This window comes from Sorangium sp. So ce1153, from assembly GCF_051521595.1.
GTDB lineage: Bacteria > Myxococcota_A > Polyangia > Polyangiales > Polyangiaceae > Sorangium.
Genome location: NZ_CP150361.1, coordinates 8,417,468 through 8,437,959, shown reverse-complemented (window position 1 = coordinate 8,437,959; position 20,492 = coordinate 8,417,468). Strand labels below are relative to the sequence as shown.

Genomic DNA, 20,492 nt, shown 5'->3' with positions numbered 1-20,492 from the left:
TGCCACAGGGGGTCTTCAAAGCTGCTTTCGATCGTCGGATCGACCCGAGCGAGCTCACACGCGCCGTCGCCTGCCAATCGGCGACGGCGCAGCGGACGGTCGATCTACCCCGGCGCGATTCACGATGACGTGCCGGCCGCGATCGACGCCAGTTCCCCACAGGCCCCTGCACAACAGAGCCGAACCAATGCTGAACAAGAACCTGAACCGAAAGCCCAACGAGACCGTGCTGAAGGAGATGCAGGCATGGTTCCGGGATTGTCTCGGTTGCGTCGCAGGGAGACGAGAATTTCTCCTCGGGCGGTACATGATCACGGTCCTCGACGACGCGGGCGACGGCACGGCGGTCGTGGATACCTATCGTCAGTTCCGCCGCAGCGTGCTGACGTACGAGAAGGTCGCGTGCCTCCTCGTCTTCAATAACCCCGAGCTCTACGCGGAGTCCGGCAGCACCGCGCTCGACACCATCTCGTACCTCGCGCAGCAGATCGCGCCGCTCGCGCGCGAGCGACCCGAGCGGCTCATCCGCGGCGGGAGCGTGCACCAGCGCCACGCGATCAAGTGCCCGGTCACGAGCGCCCTCACGCTCTTCGACGACTTCGACGCGATCGCGTTCTCCCCGCAGGCCGACGACAAGAACGATCCGCTCTACGACCCGCTGATGGCCGCTCCCTACCCGTGCGTCAACATCAGCTCCGACGTGTTCGGCTTCTCGATCTTCGTACGCGATCGCTTCCTCCGCAAGTACAACCGGGACATATCTCGCGCACGGCCTGACGATGATCTTCAGGGGCATCTGACCGAGTGCGGAGCGCTCTGGCAGAAAATTGCCGCCAAGACCATCCGCAACTACATCGCGATGACGGACACGACGCTGTGCCCGACGTACCTGTCCGAGGACGAGCGCTACTGGATCGCCAACCACCAGGACCCTGCGTTCGCCGAATCCGAGAAGAGAGCCTACCGCCACGAGATGCCGGTCGCTTATACTCCGCAGCTCATCGATCGCTGGGTGCGCCGGATGAACGGTCACGTCGACTATCGGCCCGATGCGGCCGCCACGAAGCCCGGAGAAATCATGTGAAAGCCTTCGCCCTGTGCTGCTTCCTGCTCAACACGATGCTCTGGGCGACGTTCTACGCGGTCTCGAAGGAAGCGCTCACCCGCATTGACAATTTCGTGTTCTCGTTCCTCGAAGTGGGCTCGCTCCTGCCCGCGGTGGCGGTCATCCTCTGTGTCTCCTGGCGGCGAGAGCGGGCGGCGTTCACCCGTGGGCTCGTCCTGAGAGGCGTGAAGCTCGGGGGCGTCCTCGCGCTCGCCATCTTCACGAGCACGCTCGCGCTGAAGCACACCACGGCGACGAACACGGCGTTCTTCCCTTCGCTCAACGGCATCATGGCCGCGCTGATCGCGCGAGGGCTGCTCAAGCGGCCCATCGCGGGGGCGACATGGATCGCCGGGCTCGTCGCGTCGGCGGGGGCGCTGCTCCTGATCTTCGAGGGGCCGATCAACGGCGCTGACTGGCGAGGGGACCTGATCGCGCTGCTCGCGGCCTTCTTCTACACCTGCTACATCTTCCAGGTGGATCACGACATCCACCAGGAAGATGCGTCGCCGTGGCCGCTCTTCGGGATCGAGCTCGCGACCATGATCGTGCTCACCGGGCTCGGCGCCGCGCTGCTCGGCGACTGGAGCGCCGTTCATCCGGTCTTCCCCAAGGACATCTTCGTCGTGCTGTACATCGGATTCGGGACGACCCTGCTCCCGACCGCGATCTCGATCTTCATGCAAAAGCGCGTCTCGCCGGTGACCGTCGCGTTCCTCTACGTCTTCGAGCCGATCTGGAGCGCGGTCCTGGCGCGCCTCTATCTCGGGGAAGCCCTGACCCTGCGCGGATACCTCGGGGCAGCGCTGATCATCTCGGGTGCGCTCATGCACACCTGGCACGCCGTCAAGCCCGCCAACGCCGCGCTCGCGGAAGCCTAGAGCGCCGATCGGCTTGAAACACCCTGGAATGAAGAGATTTGAACCACAGAGGCACAGAGGACACAGAGGAACAACAAAAAAACTCTGTGTCCTCTGTGCCTCTGTGGTTCATTTTCTCCGGGCTTCAACCTGTTCGGTGTCCTAGCCGCGGCGCTTCATGTACTCCCAGATGCAGCCATCGAGCGTGGCCGGGTCGACGGACAGGAGATCGGCGGTACGGCCGATGATCGCCTTGGCGTCGGCATACCCGGTGACCTCGACGCCCGCGGACGCGATGAACCGCAGCACGTGCACATCGATCGCGCACGTCCGGGCGCCACAGAGCATCTTGAAATAGTCGATCGTCTTGTCGCCGATCCCGCCCAGGCGCCTCAATCTCTCCTGGTTCTCGTTCGATTCGAGCCAGGAGCGGAGATCGAGCTCCGTCTCGACCTCGCCATCGCGGAGCAGCTCCGCCGTGCGGTGCACGAGGAGCGGCTTGCGCCCACGGAAATCGAGCAGGCGGGTCGGCTCGATCCGCCGCAGGAGGTCCAGGAAGGCGGTTGTCGTGGCGGCCTCGGGGTGACGCGCCCGGAGCCGCTCGACCCTCGGCTTGACCACGGTCTCGTAGCTGATGCCCGCCTGGAGGATCGCCTCGGAGATCGTGGCGCCCATGTGGGCATGGACCTCCTGGTCGAGGCTCACCGAGAGCAGCCCAGGGATGCGCTCCGCGAACGCCGCCAGCGCTCGCGACCGCGCATCGAGGGCGCTGGCGTCATCGATCGACGGCCTCTTCGTGCGCACCATACGTGGATCCAGCTCCAACCACCGTGGCGCGCGAGCGTCAACCGGGGCGCGGGGCATCGGCTGGAGCTCCGGGCCGGGCGCGCCGGGCGCGCCGGGCTACCGCGTCAGGGGGCCGCGCTCGCCTGCGCCTCGCCCGGCCCGGCCGTTGTGAGCCGCGACGCCACGCGCGACGCGAGCCGCTCCGCCACGTCGTGGAGGGCCGCGCCCATCGCCGCGGCCATGTTCTCCGGATCACGAGGGTTCCCCCGGATCTCGACCTCCACGGTGATGCTCTGCGCGTCGAGCACGCTCCGGTCGTCCTGCACGGCGTAGTGGAGCGTGACCCGCGCGGCGCGGCCGTCCTTCCGCTGCACCTCGTCGAAGGCGAGGAGCTCGACGTCGAGCGTCGGTCCGGCGCCGGCCAGGGCCTGCACGAGGGGCCGCTCCTCGAAGAGCGCCTGCGCCAGCGCGCGGCGGACGTACTCCTCGGGCTTCTCCGTCCAGCGCCGGTCCTCGTACATCGCGACCTCCACGTCGGAGGAGCGATAGACGATGCGGTTGCGCAGGTGGGAGCTCGACGAGATCTGGCCGAGCCGGAGGCGCGGCCCCTCCGCGCTCGGGCGCTCGGACACGCGCGACGCCGCTTCCCATTTCGGGGTGAAGTAGCGGACCGACAGCGGGTCTGCCTTGGAGGTGAGCGCGCAGCCCGGGAGCGCGAGCAGCAGCGCGATCGAGAGCGTCTTTGCGATGGTCACGGCGCCTCCTTCACGGCACGACCCTTGAGCAGCATGTCGGGGTCCTTCTCCAGCGACTCGACGAGATCGCGGACCGCGTCGATCGTCTCGCGGAACTCGCGCAGCGTCGTGTCGAGCTCGCGCGTCGTCCCGTGGGCGCTGCGGCCGACCTCGCCGAACGCGTCGGTCGCCCGCGTCGCGCTCGCCACGAGCCCGGTGTCCCCGTCGAAGCGCCGGAGCACCCCGTCGAGCCGCGAGACGGCCGAGTCCACCTTGGCGAGCGTGCCGGCCGCCTTCTCGGGGATATTGGCCTGATTGACGCGCTTCACGGTGTCCTTGAGCTCGGCCAGCGTGTCGTTCACGTTCGTCAGGGTGACGACGGTGCGCCCGGCCAGGTTCTCCTCCTGCAGCTGCGCGAGCATCGTGTCGATGTGATCCAGGGCCGATGAGATCCGCGTCGCCATCACGGGGAGGCTGTCCGCGGCCCGCACGATGCTGTCCTCCAGGCTCTTCATGAGCGACGGCGCCGCAGGGATGTAGTTCGACGGCGGCTCGAACGGCAGCGCGGGAGGCGGGTTGGCCTCGAGATCGAAGAAGTCGAGGGCGAGGAACTTCACGCCGGTGATGCCTTGAGACTGGAGCTGCGTCCGGAGCTCGGGCGGCACCGAGAACCGGACTGGCCCGCCCTCGCCCGGCGGCGCCGTCTCGGTGAGCCCGAGCCGCCGGATGTTCTCGAGATCGAGCTCCGCGCCGACCTGAACGTGCCGTCGATCGGGGGCTATCTCGATCGCCGCGACGGTCCCGATGGTCACGCCGCGGTACTTCACCGGCGAGCCCACGTCGAGCCCCTGGACAGACTCGTTGAAGTAGGTGTAGTAGGCGAGCGTCTGCCGCTCCACCTGGTTTGCCCCGAAGGCGACCGCCGTCGCGAAGGCGGCGGCGAGCCCGAGGAGGACGAAGAGACCGATCTTGAAGTAATTCGTGGGGGAGGACATCAGGCGGCCTCTGCGGTGCGGTTGAAGAAGCTGTGCACGCGCGGATCCTCGCTGTCGCGCAGCTCGGCGGGCCGGCCGCGCGCGATGATGCTCCGCGTCTCCTTGTCGAGCATGATGCACTGATCGACGATCGCGAAGATGCTCTCCAGCTCGTGGGTCACCACGACCACGGTGAGGCCCACGACGCGCTTCAGCGTGAGGATGAGCGCGTCGAGCTCGGCGGACGACACCGGATCGAGGCCCGCCGACGGCTCGTCGAGGAAGAGCAGCTCGGGCTCGAGCGCCATCGCGCGCGCGATCGCAGCGCGCTTCTTCATGCCGCCGGAGAGCTCGGAGGGGAGCTTGTCGGCCGCCCCCTCGAGGCCGACGAGGCGCAGCTTGGCGCGCGCCATGGCGTGCACCACGTCCGGCGGCAGCTGCGTCCACTCGCGCAGGGGGAGCGCCACGTTCTCCGCCACGGTCATCGAGCCGAACAGGGCGCCGTGCTGGAACATCACCCCGAACTGCGGGCGGCCCTCGCCGAGGCTCGGCGCCCCGATCCCGTCGAGTTCGATGCTCCCCGAGATCGGCTGTTCGAGCCCGGTGAGGAAGCGCAGCAGGGTCGACTTGCCACACCCGCTCCCGCCGAGGATCGCGAACACGTCGCCGCGCTCGACGCGGAACGTGGCGTTCTCCTGGAGCAGCTTGTCACCCCAGCCGATGGTGAGGTCGCGGACATCGATCATGGGAGCTTTCATACGCCGAACGCCCTGAAGATCATGGTGAAGAAGGTGTCGATGAGGACGATGCAGAAGAGCGAGGAGACGACGGTCGACGTGGCGCGGCGCCCCACGCCCTCGGCGCCGCCCGAGGTCGCGAACCCTTGCTGGCACGCGATGAGCGCGATGGTCACGGCGAACGCCGAGCTCTTGATGATCCCGGTGATGACGTCGAAGGGGCGGACGGCGATCAGCGTCTCGTTCAGGTAGCCGCGCGGGCTGACGCCGAGCGACGTGGACGCCACGAGCGTCCCGCCGGCGATCCCCACGATGTCCGCGATCAGGGTCAGCACCGGGACGACGAGGAAGAGCGCCAGCGCGCGCGGCAGGACGAGGTAGCTGACCGCGCCGAAGCCCATGGTCCGCAGCGCGTCGATCTCCTCGGAGACCTTCATGGTGCCGAGCTCCGCGGCGATGGCCGCGCCCGACCTGCCGCAGACGATGATCGCGGTCATGAGCGGCGCGAGCTCGCGTGTCACGGAGATGCCGACGAGGTCGGCGACATAGATGTTGGCGCCGTAGGTCGCGAGCTGCTTGGCGGCCTGGAACGCCATGACGAAGCCGACGAGGGTGTTGATGAGCAGGACGATCGGCAGCGCGTCGACGCCGGTCCGCTCGACGAAGGGGAGCGTGTCGCGCCAGTTGCCCCTGCTCGGCCGCCGCGCCACGCTGACCGCCGCCACGGACATCTGCCCGAGGAAGTCGACGATGAGCCGGGCCTCCTCGAGCACGGAGACGGTCGCGCGGCCGATCTGGTGGACCACGCCTTCCGCCTTCTTCTTCGCCGGGCGCGCGACCCGCTCGTTCCCGCCGTAGAGCTCGATGAGCGCCGCGAGGCGCTCGTTCGCCCCGGTGAGCTCGAGGCGAGCGCCCCGCTCCGCCAGCACCGCGCGGAGGTGCAGCAGGATCGACAGGACGCCGCCGTCCATGACGCTGACGCGCGCGAGATCGAAGGTGACGGTCCCGTCGCGGACGTCCGCGACAGCGGCCGACAGCTGCGACCAGAGCGCGTCGGCGTCGCGCATGCGCAGCTCGCCCTGCAGCGGGATCAGGCGTGCGGTCGAGGATCCCTGGTGAGGGACCAGCATCACTCCGGGCGTAACGAGCTCAGCGGTCGCCATGGGGGTTCTCTGGCGGCCAACTCAGCAGGTGTCGTGCCGGGGTTGGACCGGCAGGAAAACCTCGACCGCCGGCGCCAGCGCGAGACGTTCTGACGCAGCTGTGGCGTTAGGACACGAGCGTGGGGACGCGGATGAACCCCGGCGTGGGCGCCAGGACAGCCTGGGGCAGGGAGGCCCGCCCGCAAGCGGGCGCAGGGCGCTTCACGATCCCGGTCGCCACGGCGCGGCGCTCGGTGGCGCTACGCGACCTCGTCTCCGAAGAGCGCGTCCATCTCCAGCTCCACCTCTCCGAATGGCTCTGCCCTGACCCGCTCACCGCGTTCGGCGGTCAGGATCAGCAGATAGCCTTCGGACGTCCACCGGTAGACCATCAGCGTCTGGTCCTCGGGATCCACCATCCAGTAGTGCGGCACCCCGCACCGCTGATAGACGCGCATCTTCTTCACCCGATCGTTGCGCGCGTTGGAGGGCGACAGCACCTCGCACACCCAGTCCGGCCGCACCAGGATCGGGGTCGTCGCCGGCAGCTCGGGCAATCGCTCCCGCCGCCATCCGAGCACGTCGGGCCGATAGACCTGGTCCTCCTCGAGCTGCACCTCGGTCTCGGTCACGATCCACCACCCGCCCGGGAGCCGCCCGCCCGGCCGCCGGTCGTAAGGATCGCCGATGCGGCCTCCGAGGACGCGCTGCGCCCTCCCGTGGGCGCCGCTGGGCACGGCCTTGCGCACGAGCTCACCGTCGAGGATCTCGTGAAAGCGCTGCTCCTCGGGGATGGCCAGCACATCGGCGAGGGTGGCCCGGGGCCCGAGCTTGACGGCGACCGGCATCCCGCGAGCATACCGCAGCCGCCGCTGGTCAGCCGCGGCCGGTGCTGGTCAGGGTACGAGCCAACCCCCTGGGGCGCTCCGGCCATGGCGGGCGAGCTGCCACAACTTCGCCACAACCTCTCCGCGTTCGTTCCTTGTGGCGGGCGCGGGCGCGCCTCGCGCGGGGGGTACTCCCATCGAGGCCTGCGACGGCAGCGCGTACGCCGGTCATTCTGGACCGATCGTTCTAGAACGATCAGTCCAGAATGACCGGCCGAGCACGCCGCGCAGCGCTCACCCCCACGGAGGTCCTGTGCAGGCGCAAGCTCCCTGTCTTCTCATCCCCTCATCGCCGGAATCCGGCGTGGAAACCGGCGTTCCCGAGCCCGCGGAGCGTCGTGGCGACGCCACGGCATCGCCCGCGGAGCGTCGTGGCGACGCCACGGCATCGCCCGCGGCCGGCGCCTCCGCCGGGCCCGAGGCGCCCGCGACCGCCGCCGCCGGGCCCACGGCGCCCGCCGGACACCCCGGCTGGACAGCCTCTCTCCTCGCGGAGCGGCCTGCCCCGGACCTCCGCGGCGACCTGTCCAGGTTCGGCGTCGGCGTCGGCCTCGCCTCGCTCTACGGCCTGGCGCTCGGCGCGCGGCAGGGCGGCGTGTCGTTCGCCCACCACGCCGCCGGCGTCCCTGCCGCCCTGGTCGCCGTCGCTTGCCTCGGCGTCCCGGCGCTGACGATCGTCCTGACCCTCTTCAACGCGCCGCTCGACGCGCCGCGCGCGCTGTCGGCCACGGCGCGCGCCGCCGCGGCCACGGGCCTCGTGCTCGGCGGCCTCGCGCCGGCCGCCGCGCTCTTCGTCGTCACGAGCGCGTCGTATGTGACCGCGGCGATCATGGGCCTGCTCGGCCTCGCGGTCGGCGGCGCCGTCGGCGTCGTTTTCCTCCTGCGCGACCTCCGGGACGCCCTCCAGCCCGACGGCGGTCTCCTCCGCCTGGCCGGGCACGGCGCTGCGCTCCTCGGGTTCGCGGGGTTCGCTGTCGCGCTCGCGCTGCGCGTCTGGTGGGGGACGCTCCCGATCCTGAATGGACGTGCCCTGTGAGCGCCGCCGTCATGGGCCGGCTCCTCCGCGCGCCGTCCGAGATCGCCGCGAGCTGCCGGGAGGACCGGGACATCCGCGCCATCGCGCTCGCGTCGCTCGGCGCCATCGCCCTCGGCTCCGCCGTGTTCGGCGGCGTGATCGGGAGCTTCCGGGGCCCGCAGCAGATCCTCTATGCGGCGATCAAGGTGCCGCTCGCGATGCTCGTCACGCTGGCGCTCTGCGCCCCGGCGTTCCACGCGCTCGCGGCCGTCCTCGGCCGCCCGTGGCCGATGCGGTCGATCATCGCCCTCGCCCTCGCGTCGGCGGGCCGCTCCTCGCTCGTGCTGCTCGCTTTCGCGCCCGTGCTCTGGCTGCTCATCGACCTGGGGCTCGGCTACCACGCCTCCTCGGTCGCCGCCTGGCTCGCCTACGCCGTCGCGGGCCTCGCCGCGCTCGGCGTGCTCGTGCGCGGCATCGGCGCGGGCCGGGGCCGCGCGCTCACCGCGCTCGCCTTCATGGCCGTGTTCTTCGCGGTCGGCGGCCAGGCCGCGTGGATCCTCCGGCCCTACCTCGGGCGGCCGAGCGCGAAGGTGGTCCCCTTCCTGCGCGCCCGCGAGGGGAGCTTCCCCGACGCGCTCTTCCGGAGCTTCCGATCTGCGCGCGGGATCTACGACGACGCCGTGTACCCGCCCGATCCGGACGACTACCCGTGCGGCTACCCGTACCCGTATGAGAGCCAGGAGTGCCCCGCGGGCGACGGCCCGACGGAGGGCGCGCGATGAGCCTGCGCGACCTGGCGGTCCTGTACCTGATCGCGGGGCTCGCGTGCGCCGTGGCGGTCTACCGCGCCGCGCGCTCCAGCGCCGACGGCGCGCGCGGCGCGCGCCACCGCGCCGCCTTCTCCGCGGCGCTCTGCGTGCCGCTCTGGCCGCTCTGGGCGCCCGTCGCGCTCACCGCGAGCGCGAGCCGCGGGGAGCCCGGCGGCAGCCCGGGCACCGCCGCCGCGGCCGCGCGCGTGCAGGGCGCGCTGCGCGAGGGGGTCAGCGCGTGCGCCGGCACCTCGTTCGAGGCGCTCCTTTCGCGCGAGGCCGCCTCGCGGATCGAAGCCGAGGTGACGCGCGCCGCCGCCCGCCACGCCGAGCTCGACGCGCTGCTCCGCCAGAGCGGCTTCGACGAGGCCGCCGCCGCGGCGCGCGTCGCCGAGATCGAGCGCGGCGGCGCGCCTGGGCGCGCCCTGGCGACGGCGCACCTGCACCTCGAGAACATCCGGCGCCTGCGGGCGATGCGCGACCGCGACGCCCGCGCCCTCGAGGAGCTCGCCGACCTCGTCCAGGCGCTCCGCACGCAGCTCGTCCTGGCGCGCTTCGCCGGATCCACGGTCGAGGGCGTCGGTGGTATCGTGTCCGAGGTCTGGGCGCGCGTGGAGGGCCTCGGCGCGGCGATCGACGCGCACGGCGGCGCCGGGTACGAGGAGCCGATCGAGACGTGAGCAAGCACATCCTGGTCGTCGACGACGAGGCGCGCATCCGCGAGGTCCTGCTCTACGCCCTGCAGAAGGAGGGCTACACCGTGACGGCGGTGGCGGACGGGCGCGCCGCGGTCGAGGCGGCGGGGGCGGGGGGGGTCGACCTCGTGGTGCTGGACGTCATGCTCCCCGAGCTCGACGGCCTGGAGGTGTGCCGGCGCCTGCGCGCCGCGAGCCGGACGCCGATCCTGTTCCTGTCGGCGCGCGCGGACGAGGTCGACCGGATCGTCGGCCTGGAGCTCGGCGGCGACGACTACCTCACGAAGCCGTTCTCGCCGCGCGAGCTCGTGGCGCGCGTGCGCGCGCTGCTCCGGCGGGCCGAGGCGCCGCCTCCCGCGTCGCCGCCGGAGGCGCGCGCGGCGGTGCTCCGCCACGGCCCGATCGAGGTCGACACCGACCGCCACGAGGCGCGCTACCTCGGCCAGCCCGTCTCGCTCACCGCGACGGAGCTCGGCGTGCTCGGCGCGCTCCTCGAGCGGCCGGGGGTGGTGCTCTCGCGCGGGCAGCTCATGCAGCGCGCCTACCGCTACGACAACCTCATCACGGAGCGCACCATCGACACCCACGTCCGCCGGATTCGCGCGAAGTTCCGCGCAGTTGGGGGCGATCCGATCGCGACCGTCCACGGCGTGGGCTACAAGGTGAACGGGGCGTAGCCGGGCCGCGCGATGCCACGCCCTACGAGGTGCCGGGCCCCGCGATGCCAGGCCGTGCGACGCGAGGCCGTACGATGATCGAGCGCCTGCGCCGGGAGCTCGGCCGGATCCGCGTCCGGCTGCTGGTCGTCAACCTGGTGGTGCTGCTCGTGCCGGTGGCGGGGCTCGAGTTCGCGCGGCTCTACGAGCGGCAGCTCCTCGGCTCGCTGGAGCGCGACATGGAGAACCAGGCGGTCCTCGTGGCGGCGATGCTCGCGTCGGGCCTCGACCGGGGGCTCGAGCTCGACGCGCCCGAGCACGGCGACGTCCTGACCCAGGCCGCGCGGCGCACGCGCACGCGCGTCCGGATCCTCGATCGGGCGGGCGCGGTCGTCGTCGACTCGCACGAGAACGGCCCGCCCGAGGGGCCGGAGCCGGCGCGCCCCGTGCTCATCCCGACGCGCAGCTATCGCGGCCATGGTCCGAGCTCGGCCGACCTCATCGAGCTGGCCGAGCGGGTGCAGCCGATCGCCCAGGGGGCGCGCGAGCGCTGGTCCGAGGTCCTGGATCGTCCCGAGGTGCACGAGGCGCTCGCGGGGCGCCGCGCCGCGCGGACGCGCGTCCGGGAGGAGCCGCCGGCGGTCTTCCTGTTCCTGGCCGAGCCGATCCGCCGCGGCGGCGAGGTGCTCGGCGCGGTCTACGTGGTCCGCTCGACGCAGCCGGTGCTCGTGGAGCTGCACCGGATCCGGTCGGGCCTCATCCGGGTGCTCGTGGTCGCGAGCCTGTTCACGGGCCTCGTGACGCTGGCGCTCGCGTGGACGATCTCGAGGCCGCTCGGCAAGCTCTCGCGCGCGGCCAAGCGCATCGCGGCCGGCGAGCGCGACATCGTGGTGCCGGTGTCGGGGAGCGGCGAGGTCCGCGAGCTCGGCGCGTCGTTCGCGGCGATGAACGAGCGGCTCGGGGCGCGGCTGCGGTACATCTCGGACTTCGCGGCGGACGTCGCGCACGAGTTCAAGTCGCCGCTCACGTCGATCCGGGGGGCCGCCGAGCTGCTCGACGAGGGGGCGGCGGACGATCTCGAGGCGCGGCGGCGCTTCCTGCGGAACATCGAGCTCGACGTGGCGCGGCTCGACCGGCTCGTGTCGAGGCTGCTGGAGCTCAGCCGGATCGAGGCCTCGAGCGAGGCGATGACCGTGCTCGACCTGGAGGCGCTCGCGGCGCGCGTGGTGGAGCGGTGCGAGAGCCCGGAGAAGCCGGTGGTGCTGCGGTACGAGATGCCGAAGCGGCTGCTGCGGGCGCGGCAGACGGACCTGGAGACGGCGCTCCTGAACCTCGTGGACAACGCGGTGAGGTTCTCGCCGGACGGGGAGGCGGTGGTGGTGGCCGTGGAGGAGGGGGCGGGCGGGGAAGGCGCGGAACGTGGGAGAACGGCGAGGATCTCGGTGCGCGACCGGGGGCCGGGGATACCGGCGCAGCACCAGGCGCGGATCTTCGACAGGTTCTTCACGACCGACGAGAGCCGCAACGGGACGGGGCTGGGGCTGGCGATCGTGAAGAGCGTGGCCGAGGCGCACGGCGGGGTGGTGACCGTGGAGAGCGCGCCGGGGGAGGGGGCGCGGTTCGTGGTGGAACTGCCGGTGCGGCGGTAGGGGAGGGGGGAGGGCGGGCTGCGGGCAGCGCGGGCCGAGGCAGGCTTCGAGGAGACTCAGCCGGCCAGCACCTTCCGGATCTGCGGTTCGAACACCGTCCAGAAGAACCGCACCGATTCGACTATCTGCGCGCGGTAGGGCGCGAGGTCGTTCCAGTATTCCCCTGTCGCGCGCTCGTAGCGGTATGCGGGCCACCAGGCGGCGGTGGTGGCGAGCTGGTGCTGCTTGAGGAGGTTGGCCTCTCCGAACGCCGCACGAAACCTCCTCGACAGATCCTTGCCGTGGTCGAGATCGCAATGTGTCCACACCCCTGTGTAGGGGCAGCTGGGAGACATCGTGAAATTGAGATGTCTCGATTTGTGCCACTCCAGGCCGATCCCGACCTTCGGCTCGAGCTCGCCTTCGAACGATTCGAGCCATTCTGGCAAGATCAAGAAGATCTTCGGCCAGTCCTCTTCCAGTGTTTTGTAAACCTGGATGTCCGGAGACAGCTCGGCGGCGAGCCCGGCGATGTCATCTGCGCAAGAGCACAGAAAGGCGTGCGCGAGCTCGGCGGCGGGCTCGCCGAGGGCGGCCCACTCCTCGATGAGCTCCTGATGCCGGAGATAGAATACGGCACGCGGATCGTCGATGCGGTTCATTGGAACTCCCTCTCCAGTGTGGCAAGATAGTTGGACGCCACCTCGCGTCCGTGCGCCGTCGCGCCCTTCCCCGGCGCGCAGGCCAGCGCGTCGCGGAGCATCACGGCGAGCTCGGCGTAGCTCATCGTCTTGAACGCCTCCCGCGCGTCCCCCGTCGCCGTCACGGGCGCTCGTCCCGATGGGGACAGGAAGACGAACAGGGCACCTGGCTCTGGACCGAAGCTCTCGTAAAGCTTGTCGCATTGCCGCGGCTGTTCATGTGCATCGATCTTGTTCGCGATCACGAGGTAGAGCCCAGGTCCAGCGACGACGACATCGGCGTGGACCTTGCCCTTGCTCACCTCGAGGTCGGGCCGGGCGCGGTTCAGCTCGGCTGTCGGCGGATCGGGCGTGCAGCGGCGGAGCAGCGCCTCGAGGAAGCCAGAGCCGAAGCCGTGTCGGCCCTGAGGATCGAGCAGCCACGCCAGCAGCGCAGAATGATACGGCTCCTGTCGACTTTGCCCGAGGATGCTCAGGAGATCGTCCGGTCCGGCCGCCCAGTGGCCATCTCTCAGCAGCGCCTCTTGCTCGGCGCGGAGCTCGGTGAGCTGTGTCTCCCACGCGGCGACCTGTGCCGCGCGGGTCTCCTGCTCCCTCGCCACGATGGCACGCCATTCGGTTGCGAGGTCGGCGATCCGGGACTCGTCCGCCTCGGGCCCTGACGCGAAGAATGCCATGTATCTACTCCACCCTGTCCTCTCTGCGGACCCATGTGCCGCCTCGCGTACACGGGCCGTGGCCGGCGGCGGCCGCCTCCCCAGCTCGTCCCGCACGCCGCCCACTCCAGCGCGAGCCGCGGACGCGGCGGTCGCTCACGGGGAGCTCGAAGCGGGCCACCAGGGCCAGCAGTCCGTCCCGGGTGAGATGGGTCAGAAGGTCTCGCTTGGCCGGCATGGGTGGGAGCAGAGTACGACCGCACCGGATCGACAAGCAATGCCGAGCGCTTCACATAAGCCGCCGCGAGCGCTCGGTTGCCGGCGAGGGTGTCAGAGCATGGCCGCCGTCGGCCTACCTCTGCGGCTGTCGCTTCGCCCGCGTGCTGGGCGGCCTACCGCGCGTCACCGCGGGCAGAGCGGCGCGGCGCAGCAGGACGCCGGGCTCGACACCGAGCGCGTCGGCCAGCCGGACCAGGACGACGACCCCCACCGCCGCCGCGCCCACCAGGCGCTCGCGCCGGCCGACCGCCCTTCGGCACGCGGAGGCGCGCGATGAAGCTCGCCCCCACCGACGTCGCCGCGATGTCCGACGCGGCCCTGCTGGAGCTGGTGCGCGGTCTCCCTGAGCTCGGCCGCCGACCCCTCCCCGCCGAGGACCTCCCGTCCCGCGCGCGCCAGTCGCCCGTCGCGCTGGCGGAGCGCGCCGAGCTCGCCCTCCATGAGGCGACCCGCCTGGCTGCCGCCTTCGAGCTCGGCCGGCGCGTTCACGCCGCCCGCGCGCGCCGCCCGAAGCGCCTGCGGCCCCTCCAGGATCACGTCATCGTGACGCCTGCCGGGCGCTTCGCCTCGGTCTTCCGCGCTGGCTCATCCCGCTGAACGACGCTGCCAGCGGCTGTGGTCCGCGACCTCGCGCCAGGGCTCTGCCGCTGCCGTGAGATCACCTCACCCGCCAGCCGAGGGAGCCCATGCGACCCGTCTCCGCCACGACGGGGTGCGCGTCGATGGGCTTGAGCAGACGCCGCAGCGCCTGCTGAACGTCCGCCGGATTGATCGCGCGCGGCCGCAGCGTCGAGTGCTTCCTCGGTTGTTCCAGGTGGAGCACGACCCGCAGCTTCCTCGCGCCGAGCACGGCGGTGGCCATCTTCGCCTCCTCGGCGTCGCTGGCGTTGATCTTCGCCGGGAGCATCGCGGCGAGCGTGTCGAAGACCTTGCGCGCGACCTCATCGTCGAGCTCGGAAGGCTTCGTGCGCTCGTGGGCTCTGTAGTCTTTGACCTCGATGAGCCACGCCGTCCGATCAGGATCCACGGCGAGCAGATCGACCGACTTGATCCCGTCCCGCATCGCCGAGAACTGCTTGCGGTAAAACTGCCAGTCGTCGTACTTGCTCGCTCTCCACGTGCTCGGAAAGTCGAAATCGAGGCCATCGACGGCGACGGTCGGCATCGCTCAGGCTCCCGGGCTCAGGAAGCGGTCGGATTGCTCGAGCTCCTCGTCGAGCGCAGCGATGGCGCCCATGTCGTCCACGGACGGGCCTTGCTGCACGGACACGCCGGCGTCCGACAGGTGCAAACCGAAGAAGCGCGCGTCGACCTGCCGGTCCCCAGCGGCGAGCAGCATCTCGATCTCGCGGAGCAAGAACAGGCTGTGCGTCGCGATGAACACCTGGATCCCGCCGAGGCTCAGATCGACGATGCTGCTGGCGACCCTCTTGATGATGCGCGGGTTGAGGTTCGCCTCCGGCTCGTCCCAGAACAGGCAGCCCTTGTCGAGCAGCGCTCCGGTCGCGATGAGGCGAGCGAGCATGCCGAGCTTGCGGAGGCCCTCCGCGACGAGCGGCATCTCCATGCGGCCGCTCCCGCTGCGAAAGTAGAATCGACCGTTCTTGTCGAGCTCGATCGACCCGCCCATCGCCTCCTCCAGCGGCTCGAGGAGCTCCCGGACGCGCTTCTCCTTGATACCCCGCTTCAGCGGCGCGCCGAGGAGAAGGCAGGTGTCGCGCCATGTCTCGTCGAACTCGAGATAGTGGTTCTCGTAGACGGACACGAAACCCGGGTAGATGGTGAGGAGCTCCCGGGTGGGGAGGTAGGCCGGCGCGGCGTCGATCCACGCCGCGGGGAGGGTGTCGATCGTCACGTCCGACTTGCTCTGCGTCGAGAAGCCGAACGAGATGTTCCAGGCCTCGTCGCTGCAGGTCATCCGCACGTCGCAGCGCTCGCGGCCTTGCCGCCGCCGCGCGAGGCGCCCCAGGGCCTCGGGGCGGAATACGCTCACGAGCTTGTCCGCGAGCCGGGTCTGCAAGGCGGCCTTGGTAGGGGGGGCGGCGCTCGGCTTGCGCCCCTCCTCCCAGCTCGTCGCGAGGGTCGCGTAGGCGAGCTTCAGCGCGTGGGTCTTCCCCGTGCCGTTCTCCCCCACGAAGACGTTCAGGTGCTCGCCGAAGTCGAGCTCCGCATCGCTGAAGACGGTGAAGTTCTTGACGTGAAGTGACCTGATCATGGGGTGCCTGCAAACAGGTCGAGCTGGTGCTTCTCTCCCGGGGCCCCGCTGCCGTGGCGCGAGCCGCTGCACCGTAGCCGGACCAGCTTCGCCCAACAAGCGCCGACCACCGAGGCGCGATGCGGGACAGCTCCTCCGCTCCTGTTGGCCGCCCGCCCCCCGCCGCCGAGCCTCCCCGTCGGACCGCCCCCACGGCATCCGGCCGGCAGCTCCGTCGACGTCGCTTTCCTGCCATGTCGCCGGCCGAACGCCCAGACACAGCGTCCGTCGTCCTCTCCTGGCCAGAGCGATGCCAACCTAGCTATCCCCCCGACATCCCTCGCTCTTCTCACCACGCCTTCCCTCGCGCTACCCGCCGCACGGCAGGAATCCGACACGATAGCTTCTTCTATGAACCATCTTCCCATCCAGTTTGCTCTGGACGCCTCTCTTCACATCATGAATAGAGGACGCTTGCCCGTCTGGCATTCCAGCGCAATCCCGCGCTCCTGCCACGGACGAGGGTGATCTCATGAGCAAATACACCGCCTCTGAAGTGATCCAGCTCCCCCGCTTCACGGCCGTCGGCGCGATGGCGCTCGGCGAGCAGCTCCTCAGCGCGGCGAAGCCCGTGAAGAAGCAGCTCGCGAAGGGCATCGCGCGGGTGCTCGCGGCGCTGTCGTCGCGCCACGGCGAGCTCGCGTCGGCGCTGCGCGATCAGGTGTCGCTCGCAGAAGGAGGGGAGGAGAGCGAGGATGCCGTCCAGTGCGACCGCGTCCTCGACAATTGCTGGAGCGCGCTCAACGACTTCCTGACCGCGTTCACCAAGCTGCCGCCCGGCGCGCCCGAGGTCGCGGAGGCGAGCGCGCTCAAGGCGGCCCTCTTCACCGGAGGGCTCAAGTTCCTCCAGCTCACGTACGTCCTGCAATGGTCCGAGAGCGAGCTGCGGATCCAGCGGATCCACAAGAACGGCCTCGACGCGCGCATCGAGGCGCTCGGCGGCAAGCGGTTCCTCGCCGCCCTGGAGGCCGCGCACGCCGCCTACGGCAAGGCGCTCGGCGTCACCGCGCCGGCCGCCGCCGCTGCGGGGGCGCCGCCGAGCGTGCGCGAGGCGCTCGACGCCTTCACCGAGGCGCTGCGCGCGTACGTGATCAAGGTGATGGGCGCGGTCGAGCCCGACGAGCCGGAGACGCAGGAGCTCGCCGACAGGCTGCTCGCGCCCCTCGCGAGCTGGAGCGTCGGGCCGAGCGGCCGGGGCGCAGCCCGCAAGAACGGCAAGCCCGAGGGCGAGCCCGCGGCGCCCGGCGTGCCGCTTCCGCCGGATGTGCAAGGCACCGAGCCGGCGCCGGCCGACCTCTGAGCCCCCTCGCGTGATGCACGCTCGCTGCTGACGCAGCGAGCCCCTCCGCGCGTTCCCCTCATCACCCCGCCTCAGGCGCGCGCTTCCGTCGCCCGCCGAACTGTCCACGGCGCCAGCAGCGTCCGGGCGTTCCGTCCGGCCCCGTTCTGCCCGCCGCGGTCTGCCGCGGAGCGAGCGGCGACCGTAGCCTGTGCCAGGTCACCTTGATCTGTGCCAGAGGAGGGGGGTCGAACACTGGCTCAAACGCAATGCATTGCGACACACCGGGGTCCGGACCCCTCGAGATCGCTCCGCACTGCGTCTTCGAGAGCAAAACTGTGCCAAAATTCGCGCTTCAATGCGTAATTCTGTGCCAGGGACCCCGCGAATGCCCTCGATCTTGTGCCAGATGGGGGGTCCGGACCCCTCCGGACCGCAAAGCAGAGCGCTCGCGAGGGGTCCGGACCCCTCCGGACCGCAAAGCAGAGCGCTCGCGAGGGGTCCGGACCCCTCCGGACCGCAAAGCAGAGCGCCTGCCGAGGGTCGGGAACGCTCCTCGGCGGCTCGCGGAGCAGACTACAGGGGCGGGGTGCTCGTGCTGGTCAGGGCGGGTCGGTGCGGAAGACGGCCTCGAGGTCTACCAGGGTCGCCATGAGCCGGGCGATGTTCTGCTCGGAGCGCGAGTACACGATATCGATGTCGAGAGTATTCACCGGGACGCCCTGCAACGCAGCAGCCATGCCTCCCACAACGATGATCTCGACATGATGGTGTACCAGCGCGTGCAGGATGTCAGCGAGCGCCATCGGATGGCGCGCGCACGCTCATGACCAGATCGATCGAGCTCTGCACCTGCGCCAGCCGCTCCGTGGGGGACAGGCTGAGCATCCAGCGCACGAGGGAGCGGTCCACGCCGTTCTCGTCGTAGGGGCTGTCGTCTCGCTCCCCAGCGGCATGGTCCAGAGGTTTGGCCACGCTCCGAATCTAGCACCAGGCGGGCCGGCAAGCTGCGGGGACGCTGCCCCGTCTTCCCATCGTCAACCCGCCCCGGGAGCACGCTCCCGCCCCCGTCTGTGGGGGGTTCCGCCGCGAGGAACGTTCCGTCCAGCTTCCTGCCGCCGCCACCCAGCGAGCAGGGCGCGCCCGTGACGTCGCAGGCAACCAGCGCGGGATCGTGGTCGCCACCATGGATGTGCTGGGCCGCAAGGGCCGAAGGAGGCGCCAGCGGCTGTCCGGCTGGCGCTCGGCGGGTCCTGGTCTGACGCGGCGCGGATGTCGGCTCGATCCTGGAGCCCGCCCCGCTCTTCGAACGCCGCGTGGCCTGTGCTAGCGTCCGGCGCCCGCGAAGGAGGCCACCTTGCACGTACCGAAGATTCTCCGGATCCGGATCGAGAAATTCCGGCGCATCCAGGAAGCACTCGAGATGGACTTGACCACGCCCCGGGGAGACTCAGTGCAGCAGGCCGTCTTTGCCGGTCCCAACGGCTGCGGGAAAACCAGCGTGATCGAGGCGGTGCTCCTCGGCTTGGGGATGGGCCCGCTCATCGTGCGCGACCTCGAGCGCTCCCGCAGGGAAGAGCACTGGCGTGTCGTCGTGCCCGAAGGTGCCATCATCGAGATAGACGTCGCCATCGACGGTGCGAATCCAACCACCTGGATCCGCACGGCCGATAAGCACGTTCACCGTCTCCCGGACGGCGCGGAGGAGCCGATCCCTCCTCAGTGGTTGCAGTTCCTGGCCGTCGAATACTTCTCTTCATGGCGCGCGCCGGAGCTGGTAGGCCCGATCAAGCCGCTGGTCGGGCGCGGCGGGCGTCCCACGGACAACGAGACCAATCGCCTGTGGCGGCTCAAGCAACGGATCAACGACGAGCGCGCGCGAGGAGGGTACAAGGGGACCCTGCCGGGGCTCGGAAAGGCGGATGCATGGCTCAAGCGGCTCAACGAGGCGTGGAGCCGCTTCCACGGGGACGACGGCACCCGCATCGACGCCCAGATCGTCGAGCCCGACGATGAAGAGCTGCTCGCCGACCTCTTCGTGGTGTCCGGGGACGGGAGAAGGATCTGCTCCATTGACCAGATCAGCTCGGGCGAGGTCGAGCTCCTCTCCTTTGCGGGCTGGATCATCCTCAACGACTGGAAAGGCGGCCTGCTCGTCATCGATGAGCCCGAACTGCACCTGCACCCGCAATGGCAGGCGACGATTCTACCGGCCCTCCACGCGCTCGCCCCGGACGTGCAGATCCTCGTTGCCTCGCACGCGGATGCGGTCTGGGACCAGACGGCCAGCTACGCGCGCTTCCTCCTCGTGCCGGACACCGATCCCCGCTCGCGCGCATGGCGGGAAGCGCAGCCTCTTCCGCGCACGCAAGAGGCCTCATGAAGCCGTCTTCGGACGTGACGGGCCTGTACCGGAATTTCCCTGTCTATCTCTGGGTCGAGGACGAGGAGACGCGCACGTATCTCCAGACGGCGTGGGAAGGTGAGTCGCACATCAAGGTCCTCGTCGCCGGTGGTCACGGATACCTGCACGCCGTCGTGAATGCCGCACGCAATGACTACAACACGCACGTCTTTGGCTTTCGCGATCGAGACTTCGGCGTCTCCAATCGGGCACGGTGGGACGAGAACACCGTGGTGATCCTGACGGCGGATGTCGTCGAGATCGAGAACCTGCTCCTCGACCCGGATGCCATCGCCGCCTGCCAGGTCAACACCTCGAGCCTCAACGCTGCGCAGGTCGAGCAGGAGCTCACGATGCTGGCGACGCCGCTCACCTGGTGGATGAGCTGCCGCCGTACGATCACAGAGATCCGGGATGCGGTCGTCGACGACTTTCTGGAACATCCGGGGCGGGATCGCGTCAAATCGCAAGGTGACGCGCAGGCCGCCATCACCGGGAGCCCGTGGTGGTCGCGAGTCCTTCCCACGCTGCATCCAACCTGGGGTAACGCGGACATGATCACGAGGAAGCTCACGGATCACGAGGCCAGCTACCGTGCGATGCTCAGCACAGGCGCGTGGCGGCAGGAGTTCTCCGGGAAGGAGCTCCTGCGCGACCTCACGACCAGGATCTGGACCAGGAAGCGTCCGAAGGATCCTGAATGTCGTCTCACGTTCGTCCAGGAGATCGCCAGAGCTCAACTCGCGCTGAATCGGGTGCCACAGGAGATCCGCGAGCTGCGGACCACACTCCGGCGTCGCATTGGTCACTGAGTACGGGCTCTCTTTCGCCAGATCTACCGCGGCGCCACCTCACCCAGGCGTGCCGAGCGTCGAGAGCGAGACCGGCCGC

At 70.2% G+C, this 20,492-nt stretch carries 23 protein-coding genes; 11 read left to right on the top strand and 12 right to left on the bottom strand.

Annotated features, from left to right (window positions below):
• Positions 1-187: 187 nt before the first annotated feature.
• Both WME85_RS30390 and WME85_RS30385 read left to right on the top strand, forming a co-directional pair.
• Complete coding sequence (locus WME85_RS30390; RefSeq protein ID WP_437826296.1) at positions 188-1,084, top strand: hypothetical protein; 897 nt, start codon at positions 188-190, stop codon at positions 1,082-1,084.
• A complete protein-coding gene (locus tag WME85_RS30385; protein ID WP_437826293.1) occupies positions 1,081-1,986 on the top strand; it encodes a DMT family transporter in 906 nt (301 codons plus the stop codon). Before WME85_RS30390 ends, WME85_RS30385 begins: the two co-directional genes overlap by 4 nt.
• Positions 1,987-2,127: 141 nt before the next feature.
• On the opposite strand, the gene WME85_RS30380 is transcribed toward WME85_RS30385, so the two are convergent.
• The 6 genes from WME85_RS30380 to WME85_RS30355 form a co-directional block, all read right to left on the bottom strand.
• The gene (locus WME85_RS30380) at positions 2,128-2,772 is read right to left on the bottom strand and encodes a hypothetical protein (RefSeq protein ID WP_437826291.1); all 645 of its coding nucleotides are present in this window, start codon (positions 2,770-2,772) and stop codon (positions 2,128-2,130) included.
• Positions 2,773-2,876: 104 nt separating this feature from the next.
• On the bottom strand, positions 2,877-3,506 hold the full coding sequence (locus WME85_RS30375) for an ABC-type transport auxiliary lipoprotein family protein (RefSeq protein ID WP_437826289.1): 630 nt from the start codon (positions 3,504-3,506) through the stop codon (positions 2,877-2,879).
• On the bottom strand, positions 3,503-4,480 hold the full coding sequence (locus WME85_RS30370) for an MlaD family protein (RefSeq protein WP_437826287.1): 978 nt from the start codon (positions 4,478-4,480) through the stop codon (positions 3,503-3,505). The genes WME85_RS30375 and WME85_RS30370 overlap by 4 nt, the downstream gene beginning before the upstream one ends.
• Positions 4,480-5,205 carry an ABC transporter ATP-binding protein gene (locus WME85_RS30365; protein ID WP_437826285.1) on the bottom strand — a complete coding sequence of 242 codons (726 nt, stop codon included), beginning with the start codon at positions 5,203-5,205 and terminating at the stop codon, positions 4,480-4,482. Before WME85_RS30365 ends, WME85_RS30370 begins: the two co-directional genes overlap by 1 nt.
• A gap of 8 nt (positions 5,206-5,213) precedes the next feature.
• On the bottom strand, positions 5,214-6,359 hold the full coding sequence (locus WME85_RS30360; protein ID WP_437826283.1) for an ABC transporter permease: 1,146 nt from the start codon (positions 6,357-6,359) through the stop codon (positions 5,214-5,216).
• Between the two features lie 239 nt (positions 6,360-6,598).
• Complete coding sequence (locus tag WME85_RS30355) at positions 6,599-7,186, bottom strand: Uma2 family endonuclease (RefSeq protein WP_437826280.1); 588 nt, start codon at positions 7,184-7,186, stop codon at positions 6,599-6,601.
• 343 nt (positions 7,187-7,529) lie between these two features.
• Between WME85_RS30355 and WME85_RS30350 the strand changes: the two genes are divergently transcribed.
• From WME85_RS30350 to WME85_RS30330, 5 genes are all read left to right on the top strand, one after another.
• The gene (locus WME85_RS30350) at positions 7,530-8,261 is read left to right on the top strand and encodes a hypothetical protein (RefSeq protein ID WP_437826278.1); all 732 of its coding nucleotides are present in this window, start codon (positions 7,530-7,532) and stop codon (positions 8,259-8,261) included.
• On the top strand, positions 8,258-9,022 hold the full coding sequence (locus WME85_RS30345; protein ID WP_437826276.1) for a hypothetical protein: 765 nt from the start codon (positions 8,258-8,260) through the stop codon (positions 9,020-9,022). The genes WME85_RS30350 and WME85_RS30345 overlap by 4 nt, the downstream gene beginning before the upstream one ends.
• Positions 9,019-9,729: a hypothetical protein gene (locus tag WME85_RS30340; RefSeq protein ID WP_437826274.1), complete on the top strand. Its 711-nt coding sequence runs from the start codon at positions 9,019-9,021 to the stop codon at positions 9,727-9,729. Before WME85_RS30345 ends, WME85_RS30340 begins: the two co-directional genes overlap by 4 nt.
• Positions 9,726-10,421 (top strand): response regulator, encoded by a 696-nt coding sequence (locus tag WME85_RS30335; protein WP_437826272.1) that lies wholly within the window; start codon positions 9,726-9,728, stop codon positions 10,419-10,421. The genes WME85_RS30340 and WME85_RS30335 overlap by 4 nt, the downstream gene beginning before the upstream one ends.
• A gap of 74 nt (positions 10,422-10,495) precedes the next feature.
• Positions 10,496-12,049: a sensor histidine kinase gene (locus WME85_RS30330; protein WP_437826269.1), complete on the top strand. Its 1,554-nt coding sequence runs from the start codon at positions 10,496-10,498 to the stop codon at positions 12,047-12,049.
• 56 nt (positions 12,050-12,105) lie between these two features.
• On the opposite strand, the gene WME85_RS30325 is transcribed toward WME85_RS30330, so the two are convergent.
• Positions 12,106-12,690: a hypothetical protein gene (locus WME85_RS30325; protein WP_437826267.1), complete on the bottom strand. Its 585-nt coding sequence runs from the start codon at positions 12,688-12,690 to the stop codon at positions 12,106-12,108.
• Positions 12,687-13,406 carry a PD-(D/E)XK nuclease family protein gene (locus tag WME85_RS30320; RefSeq protein ID WP_437826265.1) on the bottom strand — a complete coding sequence of 240 codons (720 nt, stop codon included), beginning with the start codon at positions 13,404-13,406 and terminating at the stop codon, positions 12,687-12,689. The genes WME85_RS30325 and WME85_RS30320 overlap by 4 nt, the downstream gene beginning before the upstream one ends.
• Positions 13,407-13,937: 531 nt before the next feature.
• Between WME85_RS30320 and WME85_RS30315 the strand changes: the two genes are divergently transcribed.
• Positions 13,938-14,261, top strand: coding sequence for a hypothetical protein (locus WME85_RS30315; protein ID WP_437826264.1), 324 nt, complete (start codon positions 13,938-13,940; stop codon positions 14,259-14,261).
• Between the two features lie 61 nt (positions 14,262-14,322).
• On the opposite strand, the gene WME85_RS30310 is transcribed toward WME85_RS30315, so the two are convergent.
• Positions 14,323-14,829: a hypothetical protein gene (locus tag WME85_RS30310; protein WP_437826262.1), complete on the bottom strand. Its 507-nt coding sequence runs from the start codon at positions 14,827-14,829 to the stop codon at positions 14,323-14,325.
• 3 nt (positions 14,830-14,832) lie between these two features.
• Positions 14,833-15,879, bottom strand: a complete 1,047-nt coding sequence (locus WME85_RS30305) for an AAA family ATPase (protein ID WP_437826260.1) — start codon at positions 15,877-15,879, stop codon at positions 14,833-14,835.
• A gap of 511 nt (positions 15,880-16,390) precedes the next feature.
• Here WME85_RS30305 and WME85_RS30300 point away from each other — a divergent pair.
• On the top strand, positions 16,391-17,218 hold the full coding sequence (locus WME85_RS30300; RefSeq protein WP_437826259.1) for a hypothetical protein: 828 nt from the start codon (positions 16,391-16,393) through the stop codon (positions 17,216-17,218).
• A gap of 581 nt (positions 17,219-17,799) precedes the next feature.
• On the opposite strand, the gene WME85_RS30295 is transcribed toward WME85_RS30300, so the two are convergent.
• Entirely contained in the window at positions 17,800-17,937 is a 138-nt protein-coding gene (locus tag WME85_RS30295) for a hypothetical protein (RefSeq protein WP_437826257.1), read from the bottom strand.
• 52 nt (positions 17,938-17,989) lie between these two features.
• Entirely contained in the window at positions 17,990-18,172 is a 183-nt protein-coding gene (locus WME85_RS30290) for a hypothetical protein (RefSeq protein WP_437826255.1), read from the bottom strand.
• 382 nt (positions 18,173-18,554) lie between these two features.
• Between WME85_RS30290 and WME85_RS30285 the strand changes: the two genes are divergently transcribed.
• Both WME85_RS30285 and WME85_RS30280 read left to right on the top strand, forming a co-directional pair.
• Entirely contained in the window at positions 18,555-19,580 is a 1,026-nt protein-coding gene (locus tag WME85_RS30285; protein ID WP_437826252.1) for an AAA family ATPase, read from the top strand.
• A gap of 14 nt (positions 19,581-19,594) precedes the next feature.
• Entirely contained in the window at positions 19,595-20,413 is an 819-nt protein-coding gene (locus WME85_RS30280; RefSeq protein ID WP_437826251.1) for a hypothetical protein, read from the top strand.
• Positions 20,414-20,492: the final 79 nt, after the last annotated feature.